22 protein-coding genes and 1 pseudogene are annotated in these 25662 nt (G+C 58.3%); 14 read left to right on the top strand and 9 right to left on the bottom strand.

Features of this window, described 5'->3' with window-relative positions; translation table 11 throughout:
* Positions 1-60: 60 nt before the first annotated feature.
* From fdnG to HMPREF9081_RS12115, 6 genes are all read left to right on the top strand, one after another.
* Positions 61-3081: a formate dehydrogenase-N subunit alpha gene (gene fdnG / locus HMPREF9081_RS12140; protein ID WP_006307705.1), complete on the top strand. Its 3021-nt coding sequence runs from the start codon at positions 61-63 to the stop codon at positions 3079-3081.
* 86 nt (positions 3082-3167) lie between these two features.
* The gene (locus HMPREF9081_RS12135; protein ID WP_006307704.1) at positions 3168-4040 is read left to right on the top strand and encodes a formate dehydrogenase accessory protein FdhE; all 873 of its coding nucleotides are present in this window, start codon (positions 3168-3170) and stop codon (positions 4038-4040) included.
* Between the two features lie 33 nt (positions 4041-4073).
* A complete protein-coding gene (locus tag HMPREF9081_RS12130; RefSeq protein WP_006307703.1) occupies positions 4074-4898 on the top strand; it encodes a 4Fe-4S dicluster domain-containing protein in 825 nt (274 codons plus the stop codon).
* 5 nt (positions 4899-4903) lie between these two features.
* Positions 4904-5599, top strand: coding sequence for a formate dehydrogenase subunit gamma (locus HMPREF9081_RS12125; RefSeq protein ID WP_006307702.1), 696 nt, complete (start codon positions 4904-4906; stop codon positions 5597-5599).
* Between the two features lie 117 nt (positions 5600-5716).
* A complete protein-coding gene (locus tag HMPREF9081_RS12120) occupies positions 5717-7723 on the top strand; it encodes a penicillin-binding protein (RefSeq protein ID WP_006307701.1) in 2007 nt (668 codons plus the stop codon).
* 276 nt (positions 7724-7999) lie between these two features.
* Positions 8000-8491, top strand: coding sequence for a PTS sugar transporter subunit IIB (locus HMPREF9081_RS12115; RefSeq protein ID WP_040395230.1), 492 nt, complete (start codon positions 8000-8002; stop codon positions 8489-8491).
* 44 nt (positions 8492-8535) lie between these two features.
* Here the strand turns inward: HMPREF9081_RS12115 and HMPREF9081_RS14650 are convergent, their stop codons facing one another.
* Entirely contained in the window at positions 8536-8685 is a 150-nt protein-coding gene (locus tag HMPREF9081_RS14650) for a secretion protein HlyD (protein WP_245529902.1), read from the bottom strand.
* Between the two features lie 38 nt (positions 8686-8723).
* Between HMPREF9081_RS14650 and HMPREF9081_RS12110 the strand changes: the two genes are divergently transcribed.
* The 7 genes and pseudogenes from HMPREF9081_RS12110 (at position 8724) to HMPREF9081_RS13975 (ending at position 13951) form a co-directional block, all read left to right on the top strand.
* Positions 8724-9530 (top strand): PTS mannose/fructose/sorbose transporter subunit IIC, encoded by an 807-nt coding sequence (locus HMPREF9081_RS12110; protein ID WP_006307698.1) that lies wholly within the window; start codon positions 8724-8726, stop codon positions 9528-9530.
* Between the two features lie 12 nt (positions 9531-9542).
* A pseudogene (locus HMPREF9081_RS12105) lies at positions 9543-10172 on the top strand (PTS system mannose/fructose/sorbose family transporter subunit IID); the annotation flags it as partial.
* Between the two features lie 5 nt (positions 10173-10177).
* Positions 10178-11410, top strand: a complete 1233-nt coding sequence (locus HMPREF9081_RS12100) for a sensor histidine kinase (protein WP_006307696.1) — start codon at positions 10178-10180, stop codon at positions 11408-11410.
* Entirely contained in the window at positions 11407-11616 is a 210-nt protein-coding gene (locus HMPREF9081_RS12840; protein ID WP_006307695.1) for a response regulator transcription factor, read from the top strand. Before HMPREF9081_RS12100 ends, HMPREF9081_RS12840 begins: the two co-directional genes overlap by 4 nt.
* Positions 11613-12821, top strand: coding sequence for an ABC transporter substrate-binding protein (locus HMPREF9081_RS12095; RefSeq protein WP_006307694.1), 1209 nt, complete (start codon positions 11613-11615; stop codon positions 12819-12821). The genes HMPREF9081_RS12840 and HMPREF9081_RS12095 overlap by 4 nt, the downstream gene beginning before the upstream one ends.
* A gap of 84 nt (positions 12822-12905) precedes the next feature.
* Complete coding sequence (locus HMPREF9081_RS12090; protein ID WP_006307693.1) at positions 12906-13712, top strand: Cof-type HAD-IIB family hydrolase; 807 nt, start codon at positions 12906-12908, stop codon at positions 13710-13712.
* Positions 13709-13951 (top strand): hypothetical protein, encoded by a 243-nt coding sequence (locus tag HMPREF9081_RS13975; protein ID WP_006307692.1) that lies wholly within the window; start codon positions 13709-13711, stop codon positions 13949-13951. The genes HMPREF9081_RS12090 and HMPREF9081_RS13975 overlap by 4 nt, the downstream gene beginning before the upstream one ends.
* A gap of 91 nt (positions 13952-14042) precedes the next feature.
* On the opposite strand, the gene HMPREF9081_RS12080 is transcribed toward HMPREF9081_RS13975, so the two are convergent.
* The 8 genes from HMPREF9081_RS12080 to dpaL form a co-directional block, all read right to left on the bottom strand.
* Entirely contained in the window at positions 14043-14687 is a 645-nt protein-coding gene (locus HMPREF9081_RS12080) for a helix-turn-helix transcriptional regulator (RefSeq protein WP_006307691.1), read from the bottom strand.
* Positions 14688-14818: 131 nt separating this feature from the next.
* Positions 14819-16216: a dihydropyrimidinase gene (gene hydA, locus HMPREF9081_RS12075; RefSeq protein ID WP_006307690.1), complete on the bottom strand. Its 1398-nt coding sequence runs from the start codon at positions 16214-16216 to the stop codon at positions 14819-14821.
* On the bottom strand, positions 16213-17682 hold the full coding sequence (locus HMPREF9081_RS12070; RefSeq protein ID WP_006307689.1) for an NCS1 family nucleobase:cation symporter-1: 1470 nt from the start codon (positions 17680-17682) through the stop codon (positions 16213-16215). Before HMPREF9081_RS12070 ends, hydA begins: the two co-directional genes overlap by 4 nt.
* Positions 17683-17789: 107 nt before the next feature.
* Positions 17790-19250, bottom strand: a complete 1461-nt coding sequence (locus HMPREF9081_RS12065; RefSeq protein WP_006307688.1) for a sodium:solute symporter family protein — start codon at positions 19248-19250, stop codon at positions 17790-17792.
* 175 nt (positions 19251-19425) lie between these two features.
* The gene (gene arcC / locus HMPREF9081_RS12060; protein WP_006307687.1) at positions 19426-20391 is read right to left on the bottom strand and encodes a carbamate kinase; all 966 of its coding nucleotides are present in this window, start codon (positions 20389-20391) and stop codon (positions 19426-19428) included.
* Positions 20392-20401: 10 nt separating this feature from the next.
* Complete coding sequence (gene ygeW / locus HMPREF9081_RS12055) at positions 20402-21598, bottom strand: knotted carbamoyltransferase YgeW (protein ID WP_006307686.1); 1197 nt, start codon at positions 21596-21598, stop codon at positions 20402-20404.
* Positions 21599-21631: 33 nt separating this feature from the next.
* The gene (locus tag HMPREF9081_RS12050) at positions 21632-22948 is read right to left on the bottom strand and encodes a YgeY family selenium metabolism-linked hydrolase (protein WP_006307685.1); all 1317 of its coding nucleotides are present in this window, start codon (positions 22946-22948) and stop codon (positions 21632-21634) included.
* A 50-nt stretch (positions 22949-22998) separates the two neighbouring features.
* Entirely contained in the window at positions 22999-24204 is a 1206-nt protein-coding gene (gene dpaL, locus HMPREF9081_RS12045; protein WP_040395226.1) for a diaminopropionate ammonia-lyase, read from the bottom strand.
* 235 nt (positions 24205-24439) lie between these two features.
* Here dpaL and HMPREF9081_RS12040 point away from each other — a divergent pair, with 235 nt between their 5' ends.
* Positions 24440-25420: a Gfo/Idh/MocA family protein gene (locus HMPREF9081_RS12040; protein ID WP_040395221.1), complete on the top strand. Its 981-nt coding sequence runs from the start codon at positions 24440-24442 to the stop codon at positions 25418-25420.
* The last annotated feature ends 242 nt before the right edge of the window (positions 25421-25662 follow it).

The following is a 25662-nucleotide window of genomic DNA, read 5'->3' as shown; positions in this document are numbered from 1 at the left end:
TTTATAAGGTTTAGGAGAGCCTGTCGGCGGCTTGCCCGCCGATACGAAAGGAGAATCACGATGAACCTTAGCAGACGTGACTTTTTGAAAGCCACCGGGCTGAGCGGCATCGGGCTGGCACTCGCGAGTCTCGGTCTGGACGTCGGCAAAGCCCGTGCGGCGGCGAAAGAGTACAAGCTGACGGGCGGTCGCGAATTTACCTCCGTCTGCCACTTCTGCGGCTGCGGCTGTGGCACGATCGGCTACGTCAAGGACGGCAAGCTGATCAACCTCGAAGGTGCGGCGGATGCCCCCGTCAATCGCGGCGGTCTCTGCCCGAAGGGGGTTGGCTACGGGTACATTCCGAACTCGACGGAGCGACCGAAGAGCCCGATGTACCGTGCGCCCGGCAGTGACCACTGGGAGGAGATCAGCTGGGAGGAGGCGATCGACCGCGCGGCGCGCGCTATGAAGAAGGCGCGTGACGAGAACTGGATCGGCGAAGATGAGGTCAATGGTCAGAAGTTCATGAGCAACCGCACGGATGCCATCGGCTTTATCGGTGGCTCGCAGGTCAACAACGAGGAGTGCTACCAGCTGATCAAGATGGCGCGCGCGCTCGGTGTCGTATTCATCGACAACCAGACGCGCGTCTGCCATGCGACGACCCCACCGGCGCTCAGCGGCGCATTCGGGCGCGGTGCAATGACCGGCTCGTGGTACAACCTCAAGCACGCGAAGCTGATCTGGATCGAAGGCTCGAACATGGCGGAGTGCCATCCGATGGCGATGAAGAACGTTATGGAGGCAAAGGACAACGGAGCCATCATCGTCCATGTCGATGTCCGCTTTACCCGCACGTCGCGCGTCGCGGATCATTTCTTCCAGCTTCGTCCCGGCACAGATATCGCATTCCTCGGAGCACTTATCAATTATATTATTCAGAACAAGAAATACGATGCCGACTATCTGCGCCGCAACACGAACGCCTTCTGCCTCCTGCGCGACGACTTTGATTTCGATGCGGGCATCTTCTCCGGCTACGATGAAAAGACGCGCACGTACAACAGGGAATCGTGGGGCTACAAGCTCGATGCAAACGGCAAGCCGATGAAGGCATCGTCGATGGCGGCAGAGGGGACGGTCATGGATCACCTCGCGCGCCATTTCTCGCGCTACACATTCGAGAAGGCGTCGGCGATCACGGGGATGCCCGTGGCGGACATCAAGAAGGCGGCGGAGATCTTCTCCTCGCATTCGCCGACCGTCATGATGTACGCACTCGGTATGACGCAGCACACGATCGGTGTGGAGAACATCCGCTGCTTTACGATCATCCAGCTGCTGATGGGCAACATCGGTGTCTCGGGCGGCGGCATTGACGCGATGCGCGGGCAGCCGAACGTCCAGTCCTCGACGGACTACGGCATCATGTTCCAGTACCTGCCCTCGTATCTTTCCTATCCGACGCACAAGACCAATACGCTCGCAAAGTGGACGCAGAGCAGCGGCACGTTCCGTGCGAAGTTCGTCAAGAACCTCCTCAAGGCATGGTTCGGCGATGCGGCGAATGCGTCAAACGATTACCTGTTCAACCTGCTGCCGATCCGCAACGGCACGCACAACGACTCCATGTATATCATGTTTGAAAAAGCGGTCGAGGGCATCATGAAGTGCATCTACGTCTGCGGACAGAACCCGCAGATGACGAATGCGAACCTCAACCTGATCAATGCGGGGCTCAAAGGGCTCGATTCGCTCATCGTGCAGGATGTCTTTGTCAACGAGACGGCGGCGTTCTGGGAGCGCCCCGGTGACAATCCGGCGGATATCAAGACCGAGGTCATCTTCCTGCCGGCAGCCTCCTACCTCGAGCGCTGCGGCTCGTTGACGAACTCCATGCGCATGCTCCAGTGGCGCATGAAGGGACCGGATCCCGTCAATGACTCGCGTCCCGACTACTGGATCTGCGACAAGCTCTGGAAGCGCATCGTGGAACTCTACAAGGACTCGACCGCACCGAAGGACAACCCGATCAAGCTGCTCACATGGAACTACGGCGACCCTGAGGCAAACGGAGAGGCATACGTCGAGAACCTCATGAAGGAGTGCAACGGCTACGATCTGACGGACGGTCACCTTCTACGCGGTATCCGTGAAATCAAGGATGACGGCACGACGATGGCGGGGATGTGGATCTTCACGGGTGTGTTCGGTGACGGTGTCAATATGACAAAGCGGCGCGGTCAGGAGGATCGCGGCGGCATGGGCATCTACCCGAACTACGCATGGGTCTGGCCGGACAACATCCACATGCTCTACAACCGTGCCTCCTGCGACGAGAACGGCAAGCCGGTACGTCCCGGACAGAAGCTCGTCTGGTGGGATGAGGCAAAGGGGATGTGGGACGGCTATGACGTTCCCGACGTTGCCGACCGCACGCAGGGGCCGAATACGCCCGGCGGACAGAAGCCGTTCCGCATGAACGCCGAGGGCATTGCACGTCTCTTTGCCGCTGAGTACAGCGATGTGGAGAACGGCATGACGCGCGACCACTCTTATACGCCGGTGGACGGTCCCCTGCCCGAATTCTATGAGCCGGTCGAAAGCCCGACGAAGAATATGATGAACGAGGGACAGAAGACCGAGTTCAACCCCTGCGTCATCTATCCGCGCATGCCGGAGTACCAGAAGATCGGCACGCCCGACGAGTATCCGTACGTCCTCTGCTCCTCAAGTCTGACAGAGCACTGGTGCTCGGGGACGATCACGCGCAACATCCCGTATCTCAACGAGCTGGTCAAGGAGCCGTTCATCGAAATGCCGGAGCAGCTTGCTGTGAAACTCGGCATCCGCAACGGCGAGCTCGTTCGCGTCAGTACGGCACGTGCGAGCCTCGATGTAAAGGCGATGGTCACGAAGCGCGCACAGCCGCTCGAGATCAATGGTGTTCTGACGTATATGCTCTGGATTCCATACAACTGGGGCTTCAAGGGCCTCTCGAAGGGACCCTCGGGCAACTACCTCACCATCGACGCACTCGACCCGAACGTGCAGGAGCAGGAGTTCAAGGCCTGCCTCGCGAACGTCGAAAAGCTGTAACGTCCTCTGCGGCATGTCCGCCGAGGACGAGCCGCAGCGAAGCACAGCAAAAGAGTAACGTCTGAAAAGACGGGGAGACCCCTTTTATGAAACCTAAGAAAACAGATCCGATGAAGAGCTTCCTCAAGAAGTATCCGTTTCTCGCAGAGGCGGAGCGCATATATCGTCTCGTCGATGAGGCGGTCGGCACGCCGGAGCCGATCCAGTTGCCGGAGCGCGCCGTCACGAAGACGCTGACGGAAAAACTGCCCATTCTGCAGCAGGAAACCTACAAGAGTCGCATGGTGCGCGCCGTTTCTCTCATGCAGGAAGATGTGTTCACACGCATTGCCGAGGCGGAGGTTCCGCCGCTCATGCAGGAATCGGCACGCGAGTATCTCGCCGTGCTGAAGAAGCTGCGCAAGGCGGCAAAGGAAGAGTTTATCATCGCTGTGCTCAGGCAGGACAAGGCGGCGTTTGCAGCGCTGTGTGAACAGCACGCGCTCAACGAGGGCTTTATCCGCAGCACAATCTGGCGCATGGTTGCAGCGCTCGTACCCGCAGAGCTCAAGGAGCCGGACGGGTGGAATCCAGACCGTGACCGACCGCGTTTCCGCGAGAACTACTGCCCCGTCTGCGGGCGGCGGCCGGTACTTGCGGAACTGCGCAAGTACCGCGAGGGGCGCACACGCGACCTCATCTGCGGCGGTTGCGGCACGCGCTGGCTCTATGCCCGTGTCGGCTGTGTCTACTGCGGCAACACGAATCTGGAGAAGATGCACACACTTGAACCGACGGACAGCGATCTTATGCGTCTGGATATCTGTGACGTGTGTGACAGCTATATCAAGACATACCGCGGACCAGCGAATGGCAGCGATGCCGACGCGATCTATCGGCAGGACTGGGCGAGCGTTCATCTCGATCTCCTCGCCGAGGAGAAGGGGCTTCATAAAAAGGGCAACCCGATACTGGAATAAACGGCTATTAGGATAAGGAGAGGAGTAAGCGTCATGACACAGGAAATCGCAATGCTGCATGATATGTCGCGTTGCACTGCATGCCGCGGCTGTATGGTGGCGTGCAAACAGTGGCACGATCTGCCGCCCGATATGGATACGCCGTTCGAAGGGCAGTACCAGTCGCACAGGGATCTCAGCTCACGCGTCTATACGCTCATCGAAATGAAGGAGCGCGTCGATGACAAGGGGAAGTTCCACTGGGACTTCTTCAAGAAGAACTGCTTCCACTGCGGCGATCCCGCCTGCGCGAAGGGCTGTCCCGAGAACGCTATTGATCGCAATCCGAACGGCACCGTCGTCATCAATCAGGATAAATGCGTCGGCTGTCACTACTGCGAGCACAACTGCCCGTGGCATATTCCAAAGATCGACGAGGTGCTCCATAAGTCGTACAAATGCGATCTCTGCTACGACCGCATCGCGCATGGCTACGAGACGACTGGCGAAATTATGCAGCCCTCGTGTTCCAAGACCTGCACGGCACACGCGCTTGAGTTCGGCACGATCGAGGAGATGAAGCAGCTCGCGGCGGAGCGTCTCGCGATGATCCAACCGAACCACCCGAACGCGAACATCTACTGCCCCGAGGGGGTCGGCGGTACGCATATGATCTACGTCCTGCCCGATAAGCCCGAGGTGTTCGGTCTGCCGGCGAACCCCGTTACGCCGCTCTCGATTGACCTCTGGAAGGCAGGCCGTACCTTTACGAAACTCGCCATCGGCGGCGCTGCCGCCGGCATCGTCGGCGCTATGGTGCTCAGCAAGATGATGAGATCGAATGCCAAGGATCAGGAAAAAGAACAGGGGAAGGGGTGAGCACAATGCTGATCAACAAGAAATATGTGCCGCGCCATGAGAAGGCATTTGCTATGTGCCACTGGCTCAACGCATTCGCGTTCTTCATGCTCTTTCTTACGGCTCTGCCGCTCTATGCGGATACCTTCCGATTCCTGTATGATATCTTCGGTGACAAGACACTTATGTATGCGCACCGCATCTTTGGCGTCATGTTCATCGTGACCCCGATCATCGGCTTCATCATCGCGCGCAAGGGCTACATCGTCATGATTAAGGAGATCTTCAGCTTCGGCAAGAGAGACATGGAGTTCATGCAGAAATTCCCCCTCGAGCTGATGGGCAAGGATCCCGAGATGCCGCCGCAGGGTTTCTACAACGGCGGCGAGAAGATGAACATCGCCCTGCAGCTTGCACTGTCGGTCGTCATCGTCGTCTCAGGTCTCATCCTCTGGATGGGTGACAGCATCCTGCCGGCAACGATCACATCGCTTGCCATCCCCGTGCACAGCATCGGGGCGGCGGTCTGCTTTGCCGCTGCACTCGGGCACATCTACCTCGCAGCGGGTGTCAATCCCGACTCTCTGCACGGCATGAAGGACGGCACGATCAAGGCGTCCTACGCTGCACATCACCACGGCGCATGGGTGAACGAACTTATCGCGCAGGGCGTTGTGACACGTGAGGAGATCGAACAGGCAGAGAAGGAAGATCATCATTGATTTTCTCGATTGCATGAAAAAAGTCGCTGCAATGCAGAGCATTGCGGCGGCTTTTTTTTCATGCGCGTTTATGGTATGATGACACGAGAGTGTTCAGAGCAAGGGGGGCATGGATCAATGAAAAATGTTCGGGCGATGGTGCAGGGGCGCATTGCGCGCGTCGCGCTTTTGATGTTCGGTCTTCTCGTTGTACTGACCTTCCGCTACGGCTATCTGCAGGTTATTCAGGGCGATGCGCTCGCACAGCGGATGCGCGACCAGAGTGGCTACGAGTTCCGCATCCAGTCCCTGCGCGGTGCGATCTTCGACCGCAACGGCAAGGAGCTCGCCGTCAGCAGCATGACGAAGTCCCTCTTTATCGACCCGAACCACGTCTACGAGTCACATGATCCCGCTGCGATTGCCGCAGATATTGCACCGCTCATCGGTCTTACGGAGCAGGACATCCTCGATGACATCGCCGTCGGCGGCGGCTTCGTTTGGGTCAAGCGGCGCCTCGAGCACAGTGAATATGAGGCGGTGCGCGCTGTCATCCGCGAGAAGGGGTACAGCGACTGCCTCGGGTTTCAGAACGAGGCAAAGCGCTACTATCCGAACGATGCCCTTGCGGCGAATGTGCTCGGTTTCGTCGGCACGGACGACGAGGGGCTCGACGGGGTGGAGCAGGCGCTCGATCCCCTGCTCAAGGGCGAGGTGCGTGAGGAGCGGCTGACGGTCGACGGGCAGCGGCGCCCGATCCTAGACTCCATCTTTTTCGGGCGGCGCACGTATCGCGGCGACTACTGCAAGACGGCGGTGCTGACGATCGACAGCACGATTCAGTTCATGGTGGAGCAGGAGATCGACCGCGCGATGGCGGAGAACAATCCCGCCTCGATCACGGCGATTGTCATGGATCCGAAGACGGGCGAGATCCTCGCCATGGCATCGCGCCCCTCCTACAATCCAAACCGCTTCTGGGAGTATTCGCGGGAGAATTGGAAGAACCGTGCCGTTTCCTTTATCTACGAGCCGGGCTCTACGTTCAAGGCAGTCGTTGCGGGCGCGGCACTCCAGGAGGGAATCGTCACGCCGAATCAGGTCTTCTTCGACCCCGGGTATGTCATGGTCTCGGGGCGGCGCATCCAGAACTGGAGCAACGAGAGCTACGGTGCCGTCACCTTTACCGATATTGTGAAGAAATCCCTCAACACGGGCTTTGCACAGGTTGGACTTTCCCTCGGTGCGGAAAAAATGATGCACTATACGCGCCTCTTCGGCTTCGGTGCGCAGACGGGCATCGACCTGCCCGGTGAGGAGGAGGGCATTCTCTTCAAGGCCGAGGATATGCGCGACTCGGATATTGCGACCACCGCAATCGGGCAGAGCATCGCAGTAACCCCCTTGCAGCTTGTGACGGCGATGTCCGCGATTGCAAACGGCGGCATGTTGATGCGCCCCCATATCGTGCGCGAGATCAAAAATCCGGACGGCTCGGTCTATGAGGAACGCAAACCGCAGGAGGTTCGCGAGACTCTGCAGAAGACGGTGAATCGCACCCTGATCGGACTCCTCGAGCAGGTCGTCGCGACGGGCGGCGGCTCCAAGGCTGCTGTGCGCGGCTACCGCATTGCAGGCAAGACCGGAACGGCGCAGAAAATTCGCCTTGACACGTCGGGCTATATGGAGGGACGTTACATCGCCTCGTTCTGCGGTTTTGCGCCCGTCGAGGATCCGATCTTCACCGTGCTCGTCATGATTGACGATCCGCGCGGCGGGAACTTCTATGGCGGACAGATCGCTGCACCTGTCGCCTCGCGCATCTTTGCTCAGCTCCTGCGCTATGCACATGTGGAGCCGTCGAGCAATCCGTTTACGAAGGAGGATGAGCCGTCAGAAAGCAGCCCTGCAGAAGAAAAGCGGGCGGAGGAAAAGCGCATGGAGGCGATCGCGACACCACCCGAGGGCAAGGCTCTCGTACCGGACTTCACGGGACTCTCCATGCGCGAGGCGGCACGCCTTGCCGAGCAGCGCGGACTTTTCTTCGAGAGTGAGGGGACGGGCGCCGCTGTCTCGCAGAGCCTCGGTGTCAATGACATCGTTGAGCAGGGGACGCATGTCAAGGTTTATTTCGCACCATCGTAGATTCCGCTGTGCGGGAGATGTATTTTGTTGGTTTCATCATGATTCCTTTCGTATATTGACGATGATTTCGGGAGTAGTGGGGCTGTTGCACGAAGCTAAAACTTCGTGCAACAGCCCCTTTTACTTTTAAGAAAGAACAGAAAAAAATGACTTCATGACATTTGTCATGAAAAAAATCTGAAAAGATGTGACAGACCTCAGATGACAATATTTCTCTTTTTGATACAATATAACCAGAGTAATGATTCGTTTTTTAGGATGAAGGGGGATTTTATCATGGAGATCGCATTTTGCCGTATTGACGACCGCCTGATTCACGGACAGGTTGCGACGGTCTGGACGAAGATGACAGGCTGCAACCGTATCATGTGCGTCAATGACGACGTGGCACAGGACGAGATGCGCAAGAAGCTGCTCATCCAGGTTGCACCGCCGGGCATCAAGGCATACGTCATTCCCGTGGACAAGGCTGTTGTTGCGTACAAGGATCCGAAGTACGATTCGTTCAAAACACTGTTTCTCTTCACGAATCCGACCGATGTTGTACGCGCGGTAAAGGGCGGCATCCCGTTCAAGTCCGTCAACCTCGGCGGCAAGTGCTTCAAGGACGGCGACACGATGATCTCGCAGGCGGTCGCGGTGAACGACGAAGATGTCAAGGCGATCAAGGAACTCCTCGATATGGGGATCGAGGTGGAGATCCGCAAGCTCTGGAACGAGCCGAAGGGCGATGTGATGGCGGCGCTCAAGGCAAAGGGGCTCGCATAACGGTCTTTGAAGGGCTCCAATCCATTGGGGGGATTGGGTACTCTTTAGGGAAGCACTGATAAATTCAGCCGCGCCGTCTTAGCACATCTTTTTCGCCCTGTCTTTGTTGACAAATCCTCCACATAGCTTTTGCTATGCGTCCGGTTTGTCTTCTTGACAGGACAAAAAATCTGTACCAATTCGACGGACTTCATTTTATCAGCGATTCCCTAGGAAATGGGAGGTTGGATTTATGGATACCGTACAGTTTGTAATGCTCATCGTCGTCGCGGCGATTACGGGCATGGCGAGCGTACTCGATGAGGCGCAGTTTCATCGTCCGCTGATCGCCTGTACGCTTGTCGGTCTCGTGCTCGGCGACATCACGACAGGCATCATCCTCGGCGGTACGCTCGAACTCATGGCGCTCGGCTGGATGAACGTCGGCGCTGCGATGGCGCCGGATGCGGCGCTCGCGTCGGTGGTCGCGACGATCCTCGTCATCGTCGGACATCAGGACATCGCGGCGGGCATCGCGCTTGCCGTTCCGCTTGCGGCGGCAGGTCAGGTGCTCACGATCTTCGTTCGTACGATCACCGTCTTCTTCCAGCATCTCGCGGACAAATTTGCCGAGGATGGCAATATGTTCGGCATCGAGATGTGCCACGTCGCAGGTCTTATGCTGCAGGCAATCCGCGTCGCTGTCCCCGCTGCGCTCGTCGCGCTCATCGCGGGCACGGACACGGTCAGCGCCATGCTCAGCTCGATCCCCGAGGTCGTGACGCGCGGTCTGCAGGTCGCGGGCGGCTTCATCGTCGTCGTCGGCTATGCGATGGTCATCAACATGATGAATGCAAAGTCGCTCATGCCGTACTTCTTCCTCGGCTTCCTGATGGCCGTCTTCACGGATTTCAACCTCATCGGCTTCGGCGCAGTCGGTCTTCTCTGCGCGTACTTCCACATCAAGGGGATTGAGCGTGAGTCGCAGGTCGCTGCAGCGGGTGCGGGTGCCGGTACGGGCAATCCCGTCGATGATATTGATGATTCGGATCTGATGTAAGGAGGCAGGACGATGGAAAAGACATTGAACAAGAGAGACCTCTTCTGGATCTTCGTTCGTTCCAACTTCCTGCTCGGATCGTTCAACTTTGAGCGTATGCAGGCAATGGGCTTCTGCGTCGCAATGATGCCGGCGCTCAAGAAGCTCTATCAGGGCGACGAGCTGAAGGCGGCGCTCAAGCGTCACCTCGAGTTCTTCAACACGCAGCCGTTCGTGGCAGCGTCGATCATGGGCATCATCGCCGCAATGGAGGAAAAGCGCGCGAACGGTGCGGACATCAGCCCGCAGACACTCTCGGGCGTCAAGGTCGGTCTCATCGGCCCTCTCGCGGGCGTCGGCGACCCGATCTTCTGGGGCACGCTGCGCCCCGTCCTTGCGGCACTCGGCGCTGGGATAGCGCTCACGGGCAGCATCATCGGTCCGATCATCTTCTTCGTCGCGTTCAACGCGCTGCGCCTCTTGACGCACTGGTATGGCGTACACTATGGCTACGAGAAGGGCACGGAGCTGGTCGACAACATCGGCGGCAACAAGATGCGCTACCTCACGGAGGGCTCGTCCGTGTTCGGACTTCTCGTCATGGGTGCGCTCGTTGCGAAGAGGTACACGGACTGCTCTATGCCTACAACGCACTCGTTGTTTCCGTTTTGACCGCATTTCTCTGCCTGACGCAGCACAAGATCCACATGTCGATGGGAGCGTATGCCTTTCTGAAACAGGTGAATGCGCTGCCGCTCTCGCCGGTGGAGATCTGTTTTCAGACGGCGCTTGCATTCCTCCTGCTCGCGCTTTTCGGCGGACTCTACCGCATGAGTCCCACAGAGCAGCGCGTGCGCCTCTATCTCCTGCTGACGATCGAGATCGCGGCATGTATGGTGCTTATGCGGAGTTTGAATTTCTCCTATGATGGTGTCGTGCTGCTCGTGGTCGCGGATATGATGCAGAGGTACGAGGGACATCACCGCGCCTATCTTCTGATCAGCGCGATGGTCATGCTCTATCTCATCGCGAATGTCAACCTCGGACTCTATCAGACGAAGGTCATTCCCTTCGAGGCCTATCTTTCCTACTATAACAGCGAGACGCAGAGCATCCTGCTTGCGCTGCGGAGCGCGTGCTCCTCGCTGAACACGATCCTCTTCGTCTCCTATCTCGTTCTGCTCATCAAGAACAAGAACGAAGAGCGGGAACGCATTCGCCTGCTCAACGAGAAACTCGAAGAGGCAAACCAGCGCCTTCGAGCCTATGCCATCCACGCGGGACGCATGGCAGAAACACGCGAGCGCAACCGACTTGCGCGCGAGATTCACGATACGCTCGGGCATGCGCTCACAGGCATCACTGCGGGGCTGGATGCCTGCATGGTGACGCTCGAGAGTGCACCGGAGTTTACGCGCACGCAGCTCGTGCGCATTCGTGACACGGCACAGAAGGGCATCACGGACGTGCGCCGCTCGATGAAGAAGCTCCGGCCCGATGCGATGGAGAAGATGCCATTTCAGGAGGCGATCGCCGCGATGACGAGCGACTATGCGGAGGCGTCGGGCATGGAGATCACGCTCGACGTGCAGAAGTGGCCGGCGGACCTGCGCGAGGATCAGGAGGATGTCATCTACCGCGTGTTGCAGGAGAGCCTGACGAATGCCCACCGACACGGACAGGCAAGGCACGTATGCATTACGATCGGGGAGAATGTCGGCATCCTCAGCATCTGTATTGCGGACGATGGCGTCGGCTGCGCGGAGGTGACGCCGGGGTTCGGGCTGCGCCACATGCAGGAGCGGCTCTACCTCCTGCACGGAACAGCGAAGTATCGGAGCGGGGACGGATTCACAGTCGATGTCACGATACCGCTCAGCGGGGGAGGTGAGAGCGTATGATCAATGTCATGATCGCCGACGATCAGGAGCTCATCCGAGAGAGCCTCAAGATCGTCCTCGAGATGAACGAGGACATGAAGGTCACGGCGATGGCGCGCAACGGACGTGAGGCGCTCGCGAAGATTGCGGAAACGTCTGTCGATATCATCCTCATGGATATCCGCATCTCGTCGCGTGGCTCGTGCAGCGCAGCAGCCCCGTCTTGACGATCGGCATCTTTGCAGGCAGCAACTGGGGTGTACCGCAGGGTGAGCCCTACGCCATCATCGACCGCACGATCGAGAAATTCGAGGAGGCGCATCCGGGCGTGCGCGTCCAATATGTAAGCGGCATTCAACGTGAGGATTACGCGGAGTGGCTTGCGGGAGAGTTCCAGCGTGGGGAGGAGCCCGATGTCTTCCTCCTGCCGACGGAGGACTTCGAGTTCTATGCGGAAAAAGGGGGACTCCGAGAGCTTTCCCCGCTCGTGGAGCAGGACGCGGAGTTCTCCACGGAGATCTATGATCGTGCCGCCTATCAGAACGGGCAGCATGACGGACGCCTCTATGCGCTGCCCTGCGAGAACATGATCACGCTGATGTTCGTCAACAAGACGCTGCTCGCGCGTGAGGGAGCAGACATGCCGCCGCTCTCGTGGACGTGGGCGGACTTTCTCGCGCTCTCGCAGCGTCTCACGAAGGATACGGACGGAGATGGCATACCCGATCAGTTCGGTTTCTACGACTACACATGGGAGCAGGCAGCGGTGTCCAACGGCGTCCGGCTCTTTCGAGAAGACGGAAAATCCTCGTACTTTGCCGATCCGCGCATGGAGGAAACCGTGCGCTTTCTAAAGGAGCTCGAAGAGGCAAACGAGGGACACAAGGTCACAGCACGCGATTTCGACATGGGGCGGGTCGCGTTCCGTCCGTTCACCTTTGCCGAATATCGTACCTACAAGCCCTATCCGTGGCGTGTGAAGAAGTACAGTTCCTTCGAGTGGGACTGCATTCCGCTGCCCGCAGGTCCCTCGGGTGGGAACATCTCGACGATGGACAGTCTGCTCGTGGGGATGAGCGCGCGCAGCGGCCGACAGGAGCTTGCGTGGTCGTTTATGAAGATGCTCAGCGGCGATCCCGAAATACAGGGCATGGTGCTCGAAAAGTCCCATGCCTTGCCTGCACGCCGTGATGTTCTCCGATCGCGCGCGGCGGAGGAGATCTTCCTCTGGGACTCGGGGGAGAGCGCCATGACGGTCGAGGATGTGAGCACTGCCATGCAGAACGCTGTCCCGCCGTACCGCTTCGACCGCCTCTCGGAGGTTATGCTCTATGCCGATCGCGCCATTCACGCGCTGATCAATGAGCCGCCGCCGTTCCACAACGCGCTCAACCGCCTGCAAAAGGAAGTAAATGCGATTTTGCAGCAGTGAAAAATACCATAACCCTGCCGAGGCGGGAGAGGGGGACCATGCGCAGCATGGTGGAAGGTGCACAACAGAGATAGGGGAGGGACTATGGACTATAAAATCGTTTTATCCGACATCGACGGCACGGTCATCACCACCGATCACCGCGTCTTGCCGCGCACGGCGGCGGCGATACGGCAGATTGCAGAGAAGGGCATTCCGTTTGCCCTTGTTTCGGCACGTATGCCTGAGGCAATCTATCCCATCATCGAGGAAATTGGCGTTCGTGCTGCGGTCATCAGCTACAACGGCGCACTCGTCATCACGCCGGATGGGACGGAGATTCATGACGAGCGCATGACGCGCACGCATGTGGAGGCAGTTCTGCATCGGATTTCGGGGGCATATCCGCAGGCACCGATGAGTTACTACGCAGGGCATACGTGGTACGTGCGCGATCGAGCCGATCCGGAGGTGCGCAGGGAAGAGGAGATCACGACGGTCACATCGGTGGAGGCTGACTTTGACGCACTGATCGCGGACGACATTCTGCCGAACAAACTCTTTGTGATGGGAAAGCCGGAACTCATTGCGTGTATGGAGCGCGAACTGGCGGCAGCATTTCCCAATCTCTCCGTCATGCGTTCGCTGCCCCATCTCCTCGAGATCATCGAGCGCACAGTGTCGAAGGCGACGGGGATCGAGCGCCTGCTCGCCCACTACGGGATTGACCGCACGGAGGCACTTGCCTTCGGCGACAATTACAACGATATCGAAATGCTGCGCTATGTCGGGCACAGCGTTGCGATGGGCAATGCACCTGATGAAATCAAGGACATTGCAGACAGCGTGACGGAGGCGAACGATGCCGACGGCATCTATCACTTCCTGAAGAAGATTCATATGGTGGAATGAAAGGGGTACACAAATGTTTGGCGTACAATGCGGCGTGCCGACTCGCCGCGAACAATGAGAAGTACGGCATCGTTACGGGCGTGAACCTCCCGATGCTCATCGAGATGGTCAGCGCGCAGCTCATCGGCGGGGAATACAACATCCTCGCACTGATGGAACAGGCGGCGGAGGCGGGCAAGAACGGCACACAGATCTTCCATGCCTCGATCATGGAGGCAGACGAGGACGACGATCTCTAAACAGCATAGAACAACACGCCCGAATTTTTGTAGCTGCAAGCAGATACAAAAATTCGGGCGTGTTGATTTATATGGGGGCTGCGTCAGCACATCACACAGACGGCTCGTCCGAGGCTCCCCCAATATAGCTGTAGAGTGTGTACTTCGAGATCCCGAGAAATTTGGAAATCTTGTCTCCGGATTTCGTGATGAGCAGGGCACCGCGCTCATTTAGGAATTGAACAGCGCGCATTTTATCCTCGCGCGTCATCAGCGGTACGGGCTTTCCGACAAGGCGCACGGAATCCTCGAGCAAGTCGTCGAGGAGCTCCGCGACGTTCTGCGGGATACTGCGATCCTCGCCCTTCTGTGACATGACGGAGATGAGGGGGGCGAGTGCGCCGCCAGCGAGAGAAAGCTCCGTGATGTCGAAATTCATGCAGAAGAGGGCGAGGATCTTTCCGTTCGTGTCGCGCAGGTAGACGGTCGTCGATTTGAGCACACGTCCGTTCTTGCCCTTCGTGAGGTAGCTGCCTTCTGTATGCAGCTTTTCGGGGTGACCACTGAGCGCGTCGAGCACGGCCATGGATGGCCCGTCGCCGACCTTGCGGCCGGAGACATGACCGTTCTCGATGGCGACGATGGAGTGCTCCACGTCGGAGAGATCATGCACGACGACTTCGCAGTTCGGACCGAATTGCTGGGCAATGCCGCCGGCGATTTGTTTCAGACAGGCGAGGAGTTGCCCGTTCATCATGCTATCAAAACCCCTTCACAGTTCTCAAAAGAAAAGGAAGCCGCTCCCATGCAGCATGGAAGCGGCTTCCCTCGTGCATTTTCTGCTATCATATCACTTTCCCCACAGGAAAAGCAAGTGTTTCTCTTCGATCAGCACCGCACAATGTCTTCGTAGGGGACATTGCGCTTGCGTTGGAGGAACTGGCCATAGCCGCGCTGTCCGAGGAATGCACCCTCCCGCGCGATGACTTCGCCGCGCAGCATGGTGAGGGCGATTGATGCGCGCACGGTCATGCCCTCATATGGGGTCCAGCCGCAGGTGCTGTGAAGATCGCTTGCGGTGAGGGTATGCTCCCGCCGTGGATCGATCAGGACGATGTCGGCGTCACTCCCGGGGAGGAGCGTTCCCTTCTTGGGATAAAGACCGAAGATCTTCGCCGCATTCGTGCTGGTCACGCGAACAAAATCGGGGAGGGAGATGCGCCCTGCGAGCACTCCTTCGCTGAAGATGAGCGGCATGCGCTCCTCAACGCCCGGCACACCGCCCGGGCAGTCGCGGAAGTCTTTGGCATAGGCGCGTTTTTCGTCGGGCATAAAGGGGCAGTGGTCGGTGGCAACGACTTGGATGTCGCCGTCGTGCAGCCCCTGCCAGAGCGCCGCGCGATCCTCCTCCTTGCGGAGCGGCGGCGCCATGATGTACTGGATGGCGTCGTCGGCATTTCCCCGAAATTTGTCCTCCGTGAGTGTGAGGTACTGGGTGCAGGTCTCGGCGTAGGCGTTGCGCTGCCCCTCCTGCCGCGCGAGGCGCAGCTGATCGAGACTCTCATGCGCCGACAGATGGACGATGTACGCAGGTGCATCGCCTGCCGCCCGCGCGATGGAGAGCAGCATGTTGACGCTCATCGCCTCGGCGATGTTGGGACGCGTCAGCGCATGTTCGATGGGTTCCTGCTCCCCTGCACCCAGATCTCTGCGGAGGGTGTTCGTGATCACATCGCTTTCACAATGGACGGTGAGGAGTCCAGCGCGCTCTCGCATCACGCGCAGAACAGGCATAAGCCCTGCCTCCATCAGTGGAAAGCCGTAGGTCGTGTACGCCTTGAAGCTTGGGAAGCCCGCGTCGATCAGTTCCCCAAGTTCGTCGAGAATGTCCATGTCCACATGCTGCAACACGCCGTGGAAGCTGTAGTCAATCGGGCAATCCTTCGCGAGATCCCAATAGACATCGAGTGGTTGGCGAAGCGTGCAGCCGGGTGGACCGAACGCGATGTGATCGATGATGGTCGTCGTACCGCCGCAGGCCGCCGCGATGCCGCCTGTGAGGAAGGTATCGCATGCCCTGTACTTGGGGGATTGCTGGAGATCCATGTGGGTGTGCGGGTCAATGCCGCCCGGCACGACGACCATGCCGCAGGCGTCGATGAGGAAATCGTCTCCGACATCTAGATTCTCGGCGATTTCTGTGATGACGCCATTCTCGACGGCAATGTCGAGATGCGTGGGATCGCTCGGCAGACAGACGAGCCCTCCCTTGATGACGGTCCTCATTTGGACGCGCCTCCCAGCTTTACAATGAGCGCATAGGTCAGACCTGCGCCGAGCGTGCCGAAGACGTAGGCGTTGTTGAAGAGAGGCTCAAGCACAGGGACAAAGCGTCCCATGAAGATGAGCGCGGTGAAGATGGCCACGATGAGGAGAGCTCGCACATTCCAGCCATTTGTGTGGAAATATTTTCCCTGTCCCTCGATGTAGGCGTCAACAATGCTGATCTCCGTGCGGTACTCCACGAGGTAGGCTGCGATGTAGATACCCGAGATCGGTCCGATCAGAGCGCCGAGGAACTGCGTCACATCGAAGATCAGGTGGTAGGCACTGGAGAGAGAGTTCCACGGCTGTGCAAAGAGCGAGAGGACTGCAACGAGGATCGCCACCTGACGATAGTTGAGGCGCCCCTTGACGTAGGATGCCACGATGTTCACGGGCGGGATCAAGTTGCCTGCGACGTTCGTCGTCAGGATGGCCATGATGATGAAGATGGAGAAAATGAGGCGGATCGCAATGCTGTCGAAATTGCCGACGAGCACGGCGGGTTCCCAAATCTCTTTGCCGAATGCGAGCCATGCACCGGCGGTGCCGCAGATGCCAACGAAGGCGATGTAGCCCGTCATGATCGGTGCGCTGATGATCTGACCGAGGATCTGTGCCCGTTGGTTGACGCAGCTGCGCGTAAAGTCCGGCATGGAGAGCGCAATGCCGCCGTCAAAGGCGATCATAGCGGAGAGTGCCGGCCAAAAGAGCGTCCAGAAGTCTATGCCTTCCTGCGGCTGGAGAACCCGCGCGCTGAGGAGTGCGTCAAGGCTCCAGCCTGCAGTGCTGAACCCCCAGATGATGACGATGAGACTCATCAGGATCAGCGCAGGTGCGGAAACCCCCTCGAGGATCTTGACCGCCTTGTTGCCATAGGCCGCGATGTAGACATTGATCGCCCAGAAGATCAGGAAGGAGATGAAGAAGCCCGTGAACCCGAGCCCCTCCCAGCTCGGGACGATCGTCTGGATGATGATGTTCACCGCCTGTCCGCCGATCCAAGCCTGCACGCCGAACCAGAAGACGCCAAGAATGCCGCGGATCAGTGCGGGGATGAAAAGCCCTTTCTCCCCGAAGATGGTCTTGCCCAGCATTGCATAGTTCATGCCGTACTTCACGCCATAGTGACCGATGATCATCGCGACCGCCATGACCAACGTGTGACCGAGGACAATCGTGATGAGCGCTTGGTACCATGTCATGCCTGCGACCAACAGACCGCTCGCGACCTGGTAAACCGCGATCGACACCATGATGCCGATCCACAGGTTTGCCATGTCCTTTGTGTGCCAGTCGCGTTTCTCGCGCGGTATGGGGCTGGTCGCCGGGCTGTAGAAATTCTTGTGGTTCTCAATGGCCTTTACGCCCGCCTCGGTTAGGCTGACAATGCCATCCTTCTCCACTTGATACTCTGACTGCGTCTGCATAGTTATCCCTCCTAACAATGGGAAAGGGAAGCCCCCATACAGTATGGAGACGGCGACTTCCCCTCCGTTTTTCGATCAAAGAACCTTTCCTGCCGAAGAACAAAGTCTTACGATTCGTGCGTGTCCGGCGTAAGCTCGGTCGTGTACTCTTTGGGCGGTATGAGCTTCGAGAAGACAAGGAACGCGATAAGCGCCGCGATCAGACCGGGCAGGATAGGCTGCCCAACATGGAGCCCGAAGATCGTGCCGTGCGAGATGTGTTCAATGTAGACGACGACGAAGGTGCCGACGACGAGCGAGGCGAGGGTCCCGGCCTCGGATGCGCCCTTCCAGTAAAGTCCGATGACATAGGGGAAGAACGAGCCGGCAGCACGCAGCGTGAACGAAAACATGAGGATCGTGATGATACTCGACGTGTTGAAGAGGGCAATGAGAAGCGAGAGAAGCCCGGAGAGCACCATAACGATGCGTGCAACGCGCATAACCGTAATGTCACTTGCGTTCCTGTTGATGTACTCACGGTAAATGTCGTTGGCAAAAATGGAGCCCGCTCCCAGAAGATCCGAGCTCGCGCTGCTCATCGTCGCCGAGATGACTCCGGCGAAGAGTACACCGCAGATGAGTGGCGGCATTGCGTTCACAGCGAGAACAGGCAGTGCATAACGTGAGCCGACATCCGCGAACTGGGCAGGGTCAAATATGCCCATGTTAATGAGTGCGAGGACGGTGACACCGAGGATGGCGGGGATGAAACCGTAGACAAAATTGATAATGGCCGCGAGGATGGAACCCTGCTGTGCGGCCTTGCCGTCACGTGCCGCATAGTAGCGCGAGACGGCTTCTTGTCCAACGGTAAAGGTCGCAATATACATGATGGTCAACGAGAGGACATCCAGAACGCTGTAGCCGGAGAAAAGGCTGAGCGACTCTGCCGGCACATGCGCTTTGATATTTGTCCAGCCGCCCGCCAGATCAAATGCATAGGGAATGGCGACAGCCATACCGAAGACAATGAAGAAGACCTGAACAAAATCCGTCAGTGTGACACTCCAGAGACCGCCCATGACCGAGTAAATTGTGACGATGCAGCAAATTGCGATGACCGCTGCGTCGAAACTGATGCCAAGCATCGTCGAAAGAATGACGGAAGAGGCGATCATTTGCCCGGCGGTCAGACCGACGAGCGGCAGGAACATGATGATGGCCGTGATGAAACCGGGAATCTTGCCGTAGCGGCGGCGAAAATATTCGGGTACAGTCTTGACCATCGCGGCGCGGAAGCGTGGCGCGAGGAAGGTGAGGATGACGAAGGCAAAGCCCATTGCAATGACGTACCAAGCCGAGCTAAGCCCGTAGTTACCCATGCCCTGTTGGACGACGCCCAGTGAACTGCCGCCGCCGATCTCTGTTGCGGCGAGGGTGCCGGCCATCAGTATGGGACCGAGCCTGCGTCCCGCAACCATGAAATCGCTGTTGCTTTCGATGCGGTTCTTTGAGTACCAGCCGATGAAGAGCATGATAGCCATGTAACCCAGAACGACCGCAATGACAATCCAGGATACTTGCATGGTAATTCCTCCTACATGAAATTGTACAAGGGAGGCACTGATAAATTCAGCTTGCGCCTCTTGGTGCAGATTTTTGCCCTCTCAACGCCTGCAAATCCTCCACAGAGCATCACTCTGCGTCTTGATCGGACAAAAAGCTGCACCAATCTGACGGGCTTCATTTTTCAGTGATTTCCTAGGTATGGATCTGTGTGCCGGTCTTGCCGAGCACGCTGTCTCTGGCCTTCTCGAGGAGTGTGATGAGGGCTGTACGCCCCGGTGCGGACTCGGCGAAGCGGATGGCCGCCTCGACCTTCGGCAGCATGGAGCCGGGGGCAAACTGCCCCTCGGCGATATAGCGGCGCGCCTCCTCGGGCGTCAGCTCATCCAGCCACTCTTCGTTAGGTTTTCGATAGTTGATTGCAACCTTTTCAACTGCCGTAAGGATAATCAGGTAGTCAGCTTCCAAATTTTCCGCGATGAGCTCACTCCCGAAATCCTTGTCGATGACGGCACTCGCGCCCTTCAAGTGGTTCCCGTTCCGCATGACGGGGATGCCGCCGCCGCCGCAGGCAACGACGAGCTGTCCCGCCTCAACGAGGGCACGAATGGCACCGATCTCGATGATCTCGCGCGGCATCGGGGAGGCAACGACGCGGCGGTAGCCGCGCCCCGCGTCCTCCTTCATGATGTAGCCGTAATTCTTTTCGGCGAATGCGGCCTGCTCTTTCGTCATGAAGTGTCCGATCGGCTTCGTCGGATCATCGAATGCCGGGTCGTCTGCATCGACGCGTGACTGCGTGATGATGGTCGCGACGGAGATGTTCGTGATGCCGCGATTCAAAAGCTCCTCGCGCAGGGCGTTCTGCAGGTCATAGCCGATGTACGCCTGACTCATGGCAACGCAGACCGAGAGCGGCGTGTTCGGCTGCGCAGGATTTTCGCGCGAGAGCGCCGCCATTGCATTGTTGATCATGCCGACCTGCGGGCCGTTGCCGTGCGTGACGACGACCTCGCAGCCCTCTTCGATGAGATCCACGATCGCCTTCGACGTGATCTTGACGGCCTGTATCTGCTCCGGCAGACTTTTGCCAAGCGCGTTGCCGCCGAGTGCAATGACAACGCGCCGCTTCTTCTTCCCGCTTTTTTCTTGCTGCTCCATACTCCTGCCCTCAGTAGATCTTGCGGGGCAGGGCGCGGGACTTCATCGCACGGAGCGCCGCCGCGGGATCTTTTGCTTTCGCGAGCAGGATCATTGCGGCGATGATATAAGGCTTGTAACTCGCTTCCTTGTAGAGATGGTCGCGATAGCGGTCGAATACGGATGCCTCGACCTCGCCCTGTGCACAGCTGACGTCGTTGATGTCAGCCGGCAGGCAGTGCAGATAGAGTGCCTTGCCGTCCTCCGTGCGCCGCATCCGCTCCTCGGTGCAGCACCAATCCTTGTGTCCCGCATTCTGTGCGAGGAGTTCCTTTTCGAGCGCATTGATGCCCGCCTCGTCGCCATCTGCGTAGAGCTTCGTGCGCTTTTCCATCGCAGCGAAGGGCGCCCAGCTCTTCGGGTAGACGATGGCGGCATCCGCAAAAGCGTCGTCCATATCATGCGTCACACGGAACGAACCACCGCCTTTCTGCACGTTTTCCTTTGCCACATTCAGCACATCGGGCATGACTTCATAGCCCTCCGGATGTGCGAGCACGACATCCATGCCGAGCCGCGTGAACAGCCCGATTACGCCCTGCGGCACCGAGAGCGGCTTGCCATAGGACGGTGAATAGGCCCATGTCATTGCAATCTTCTTGCCGCGCAGCTGCTCCATGCCGCCGAATGTGTGGATGATGTGCGCTGCGTCCGCCATGGCCTGCGTCGGGTGGTCGATGTCACATTGCAGGTTCACAATGGTTGGGCGCTGTTCGAGAATGCCGTCCTTGTGTCCTTGCTCAATCGCTTGTGCGACTTCGAGCTGGTAGGTATGCCCCTTGCCGATGTACATATCGTCGCGGATGCCGATCACGTCCGCCATGAACGAGACCATGTTCGCCGTCTCGCGCACCGTTTCGCCGTGTGCAATCTGGCTCTTCTTCTCGTCGAGATCCTGCACGTTCAATCCGAGGAAGTTGCACGCCGAGGCAAAGGAGAAGCGCGTGCGTGTGGAATTGTCGCGGAAGATGGAGATCCCAAGACCGCTGTCGAAGAGCCGCGCTGAGATGTTTTCCTCGCGCAGGGCGCGGAGTGCGTCCGCTGCCGCCCAGACAGCCTTCAGCTCATCATCCGTCTTGTCCCACGTCAGCAGGAAATCCTGCCCGAACATATCCTGTGTTCTGAGCCCTTCCAACTTCCGAAGGCTCGCCTCAAAATCTGCTTTCATAATGGATGCTCCTTTCAAATCCGATGCCCGCAATCAATCTGCGATGTAGATGCTCGGCAGCGCCGCGTAGACGGCGGCGCAGGTGACGAGATCCTGCTTCCAGTTTCGCTCGTTGGGTGCATGCGCCTGCGCCTCTGCACCCGGTCCGAAGCCGATGACGGGAATGCCGTTGCGCCCCATGATGGTGACGCCGTTCGTCGAGAACGTCCACTTGTCGGTGAGAGGCCGCCCCTCGCGTGAGGCGATTGTCTCAGGGGTGCCGATGCGTTTCTCGCCAAAGAGGTTTTTGTATGCCGTTTCGATGGATCGCGTGACCTTGTGATCCTTCGGTATGACCCAAGTCGGGAAATAGCACTCGATGGGATACGTGAGCCCCGTATAGCTCGGGCGGGCATATTCGTACATGCTGACCTTTATGTCCTTGCCGTACTTCTTGACATGCGGCAGGGCGCGAATCTCTTCGAGGCAGCCCTCCCATGTCTCGCCTGCCGTCATCCGGCGGTCGAGCGAAACTGCACAGGAATCCGCGACCGCACAGCGACTCGGCGATGTGAAGAAGATCTCCGAGCAGGTAATTGTGCCGCGCCCGAGGAAATTTGCCTCCTCATATTCGGGGTTGTGCTCTTTGTGCAGCATTTTTGCGAGCCCTTGGATTTCTGGGTCGTCGGCGGGATTTTCGTTCAGTGCGCGGATGTCCCGGAGGATGTCGGCCATCTTGTAGATGGCATTGTCGCCGCGCTCGGGTGCACTGCCGTGGCAGGAGACGCCCTGTGCCTCGACGCGGATCTCCATGCGGCCCCGCTGACCGCGGTAGATTCCGCCGTCCGTCGGCTCCGTCGATACGACAAATGCGGGGCGTACCTTATCCTCTTGGATGATGTACTGCCAGCAGAGGCCGTCACAGTCCTCCTCCTGCACCGTCCCCGTGACGAGCACGGTGTACTTGTCCGAGAGCAGTCCGAGATCCTTCATAATGCGCGCGCCGTAGACCGCCGAGACGACACCGCCCAGCTGATCGGACGTCCCACGCCCGCCGATCTCCGTCGCCGATTCGAAGCCCTCGTAGGGATCGAACTCCCAGTTCGCGCGATTGCCGATGCCGACGGTGTCGATGTGGCCGTCAAAGGCGATCAGTGTCGTGCCGTGCCCCATGTAGCCAAGCACGTTCCCCATCGGATCGATCTCCACCTTGTCGAAGTCGAGCGCGCGCATCTCCTGCGCGATCCGGTCGGCGTGCGCCTTCTCCCCGCTGCTCTCACCGGGGGCACGCACGATGTCCCGCAGGAACTTCGTCATCTGCGCCTCGTACCCCTGTGCTGCTTCCTTGATGCGTTCATAGTTCAAAGCCATGTTATCCTACGTCCTTTCTGAAAAATAATAAAGCTCCAAAACTGCATGCACTAAAACTGTCCCTCCCAGACGATTTCGCGGTAACGCTCGGGATCGGTATCGCCCTCCGTCGAGAAGACGAGCACGCGCGAATCTCTGTCAAGGCCGAGCAATGCGCGCGGTTCCTCGCAGGCGTCATCCGTCATGAGAGCCATGAGTGCGGCGAATGAGGCCGCGCCCGATTCGCCCGAGGTGATAGGGGGATCTCCCTTGATCGGTGCGGCGAGCATCCGCATCCCGTCTGCCGCCACATCGTCGGAGATGGCGACGAAGAGTTTCACATGATTCTTTAGGATGTCCCATGAGATGGTGTTTGGCTCACCGCAGGCAAGACCTGCCATGATGGTCTCCATGTCACCGCCAACCGTGCGTATTTTCCCATCTCCTGCGAGCGCACCCTCGTAGAGGCAATCCGCCGCCTTTGCCTCTACGACGACGAACGTCGGCGGATTGTCGCTCCAAAGATTCGCATAGAAGCCGATCACTGCGCCTGCAAGTGAGCCGACACCGGCCTGCACAAAGACGTGCGTCGGTCGCTCGGCACTCTGCGCCTTGATCTGCTCTGCTGCCTCCAGTGCCATTGTTCCGTACCCCTGCATGATCCAGCCGGGGATGTCCTCGTAGCCGTCCCAAGCCGTGTCCTGCACAATGACGCCGCGCGGTGTCGCAGCAGCCTCCTTTGCGGCCTGCCGCACGCAGTCATCGTAATTGAGATCCAGAATATCGACCTTTGCCCCGAGCTTTTGGATGTTCTCGAGGCGCGTCTGCGTCGTCCCCTTCGGCATGTGGACAACGGCGTTTTGTCCGAGCTCCCGCGCCGCCCAAGCGACGCCACGTCCGTGGTTGCCGTCCGTCGCCGTGAAGAACGTCGCTGTGCCGAACTCCTCGCGTAGCTTCTTTGAGGTGAGTACATTGTAAGGCAGATCCGCGATATCCCGGCCCGTTTCCTGAGCGATGTACTGCGCCATTGCATAGGACCCGCCCAATACCTTGAATGCGTTGAGTCCGAAGCGATAGGACTCATCCTTGACGAAGACATCGCTGAGACCGAGATACTCCGCCATCTTTGGGAGCCTCGTCAGAGGTGTTGGCCCATACTGAGGGAAACTCTCATGGAACGTCCGTGCGTGCCTCACCTCATTGAGGGAGAGCAGCGACAGAAACGTATCCTCGGTCTTGGGCATCCGGTTCAGCGCCCATAGAAAACGCTCGTCCATATTATATCCTCCTGTCCCTAAAAATAATTTTGCTAACCAAACAAAAAATTTGATTTCAGTATAGCGCGAATATAATCGTTTTTCAAGGGGGTAAAGACGAATTTTTTGAATTATTTTGCAGCCGAATGATATCGAGATCGCATGCGTGGAGAGTGTTGCCTTTTGAATAAAGGAAGTATGGACAAAAGGAAAAATCCCCTCCATGTCGAATGCTTTCGGCAAGGAGGGGGGTTCTATGTCAAAGGTGAGATATCGTTGGGCGACACTTGGCTGCGGCGTGATCGGCAACGAACTTGCGCGCGCCATGCAGGCGCTTGGGGGCGGGCTGTATGCCGTCGGCAACCGCACACAGCGCAAGGCGCAGGAGTTTGCCGCGCAGTACGGCATTCCGAAGGTGTATGAGCGGATGGAGGACGTGTTCGATGATCCGAATGTCGACATCATCTATATCTCCACGCCGCACAACACTCACATCAATTATTTGATGCCGGCGCTCTCGGCGGGCAAACACGTCCTCTGCGAGAAGTCCATCACACTGAACTCTGAGGAATTGGCGCGGGCGGTCGATTGTGCGCGGACGCATGGCGTTGTACTTGCAGAGGCGATGACGATCTATCATATGCCGATTTACCGTCGCTTGAAGGAGCTCATTGCAGGCGGCTCTCTCGGTCCCCTGCGCATGATCCAGATGAATTTCGGCAGCTTCAAGGAATACGATATGGAGAACCGCTTCTTCTGTCGCGAACTTGCGGGCGGGGCGATGCTCGACATCGGTGTCTATGCCCTGTCCTTCGTCCGCTATTTCCTCTCGTCACAGCCGACAGAACTGCTCTCTCAGGTGAAGTACGCGCCGACGGGCGTCGACGAGCAGGCGTCCATCCTCCTCAAGAATGCGGAGGAGGAGATGGCAGCAATCACGCTCTCACTCCACGCGAAGCAGCCCAAGCGCGGTACGATTGCGTATGAGAACGCCTATATCGAAATGTTTGAATACCCGCGCGGCGAGCGTGCACGCATCACATGCACGGCGGACGGGCGCACGGAGGAGATCGCAGCAGGTGCGACAGCAGATGCCCTCATGTACGAGGTGCTCGACATGGAGGCGGCGGTTGCGGGGGAGCGCGATGAGATGCACCTTGACTATACGATCGACGTGATGGATCTGATGACGCAGATTCGCCGCTCGTGGGGCATGAAGTATCCCGAGGAGGAATAAGGGGGCAGCGTCACGAACATTCCTTTGCATACGGATAAAGGGACTGTTGCACGAACGCCCCTATCGGCTCGCTGCGCTCGCCACTTACTGACCTGTTCGAGAAGCAAGCCCGAAGGGCGCAGCTGAGCGGGTAACAGGTCGTATGGGAAAACCTCCCAAGAACACAAGCCGAAAGGCGAAGTGTGATTGGAAGAGGTTGACAGATCCCCCGCTCTGGCGGGGGAAGCTAAGATGCCATAATC

Origin of the sequence: Centipeda periodontii DSM 2778 (assembly GCF_000213975.1) — a bacterium.
GTDB lineage: Bacteria > Bacillota > Negativicutes > Selenomonadales > Selenomonadaceae > Centipeda > Centipeda periodontii.
Note: the sequence above shows the minus strand (reverse complement) of the source record. Positions and strands in the feature narration are given on the sequence as shown.

Coding starts and splice junctions, on each gene's coding strand:
- arcC (WP_006307687.1), bottom strand. CDS start 20,391: ATGGAGCAGCAAGAAAAAAGCGGGAAGAAGAAGCGGCGCGTTGTCATT.
- HMPREF9081_RS12135 (WP_006307704.1), top strand. CDS start 3,168: ATGAAACCTAAGAAAACAGATCCGATGAAGAGCTTCCTCAAGAAGTAT.
- HMPREF9081_RS14650 (WP_245529902.1), bottom strand. CDS start 8,685: ATGAAGTCCGTCGAATTGGTACAGATTTTTTGTCCTGTCAAGAAGACA.
- dpaL (WP_040395226.1), bottom strand. CDS start 24,204: ATGGACGAGCGTTTTCTATGGGCGCTGAACCGGATGCCCAAGACCGAG.
- HMPREF9081_RS12125 (WP_006307702.1), top strand. CDS start 4,904: ATGCTGATCAACAAGAAATATGTGCCGCGCCATGAGAAGGCATTTGCT.
- HMPREF9081_RS12050 (WP_006307685.1), bottom strand. CDS start 22,948: ATGGCTTTGAACTATGAACGCATCAAGGAAGCAGCACAGGGGTACGAG.
- HMPREF9081_RS12110 (WP_006307698.1), top strand. CDS start 8,724: ATGGATACCGTACAGTTTGTAATGCTCATCGTCGTCGCGGCGATTACG.
- HMPREF9081_RS13975 (WP_006307692.1), top strand. CDS start 13,709: ATGAAAGGGGTACACAAATGTTTGGCGTACAATGCGGCGTGCCGACTC.
- fdnG (WP_006307705.1), top strand. CDS start 61: ATGAACCTTAGCAGACGTGACTTTTTGAAAGCCACCGGGCTGAGCGGC.
- HMPREF9081_RS12120 (WP_006307701.1), top strand. CDS start 5,717: ATGAAAAATGTTCGGGCGATGGTGCAGGGGCGCATTGCGCGCGTCGCG.
- HMPREF9081_RS12115 (WP_040395230.1), top strand. CDS start 8,000: ATGGAGATCGCATTTTGCCGTATTGACGACCGCCTGATTCACGGACAG.
- ygeW (WP_006307686.1), bottom strand. CDS start 21,598: ATGAAAGCAGATTTTGAGGCGAGCCTTCGGAAGTTGGAAGGGCTCAGA.
- HMPREF9081_RS12070 (WP_006307689.1), bottom strand. CDS start 17,682: ATGCAGACGCAGTCAGAGTATCAAGTGGAGAAGGATGGCATTGTCAGC.
- HMPREF9081_RS12040 (WP_040395221.1), top strand. CDS start 24,440: ATGTCAAAGGTGAGATATCGTTGGGCGACACTTGGCTGCGGCGTGATC.
- HMPREF9081_RS12130 (WP_006307703.1), top strand. CDS start 4,074: ATGACACAGGAAATCGCAATGCTGCATGATATGTCGCGTTGCACTGCA.
- hydA (WP_006307690.1), bottom strand. CDS start 16,216: ATGAGGACCGTCATCAAGGGAGGGCTCGTCTGTCTGCCGAGCGATCCC.
- HMPREF9081_RS12840 (WP_006307695.1), top strand. CDS start 11,407: ATGATCAATGTCATGATCGCCGACGATCAGGAGCTCATCCGAGAGAGC.
- HMPREF9081_RS12090 (WP_006307693.1), top strand. CDS start 12,906: ATGGACTATAAAATCGTTTTATCCGACATCGACGGCACGGTCATCACC.
- HMPREF9081_RS12065 (WP_006307688.1), bottom strand. CDS start 19,250: ATGCAAGTATCCTGGATTGTCATTGCGGTCGTTCTGGGTTACATGGCT.
- HMPREF9081_RS12080 (WP_006307691.1), bottom strand. CDS start 14,687: ATGATGAACGGGCAACTCCTCGCCTGTCTGAAACAAATCGCCGGCGGC.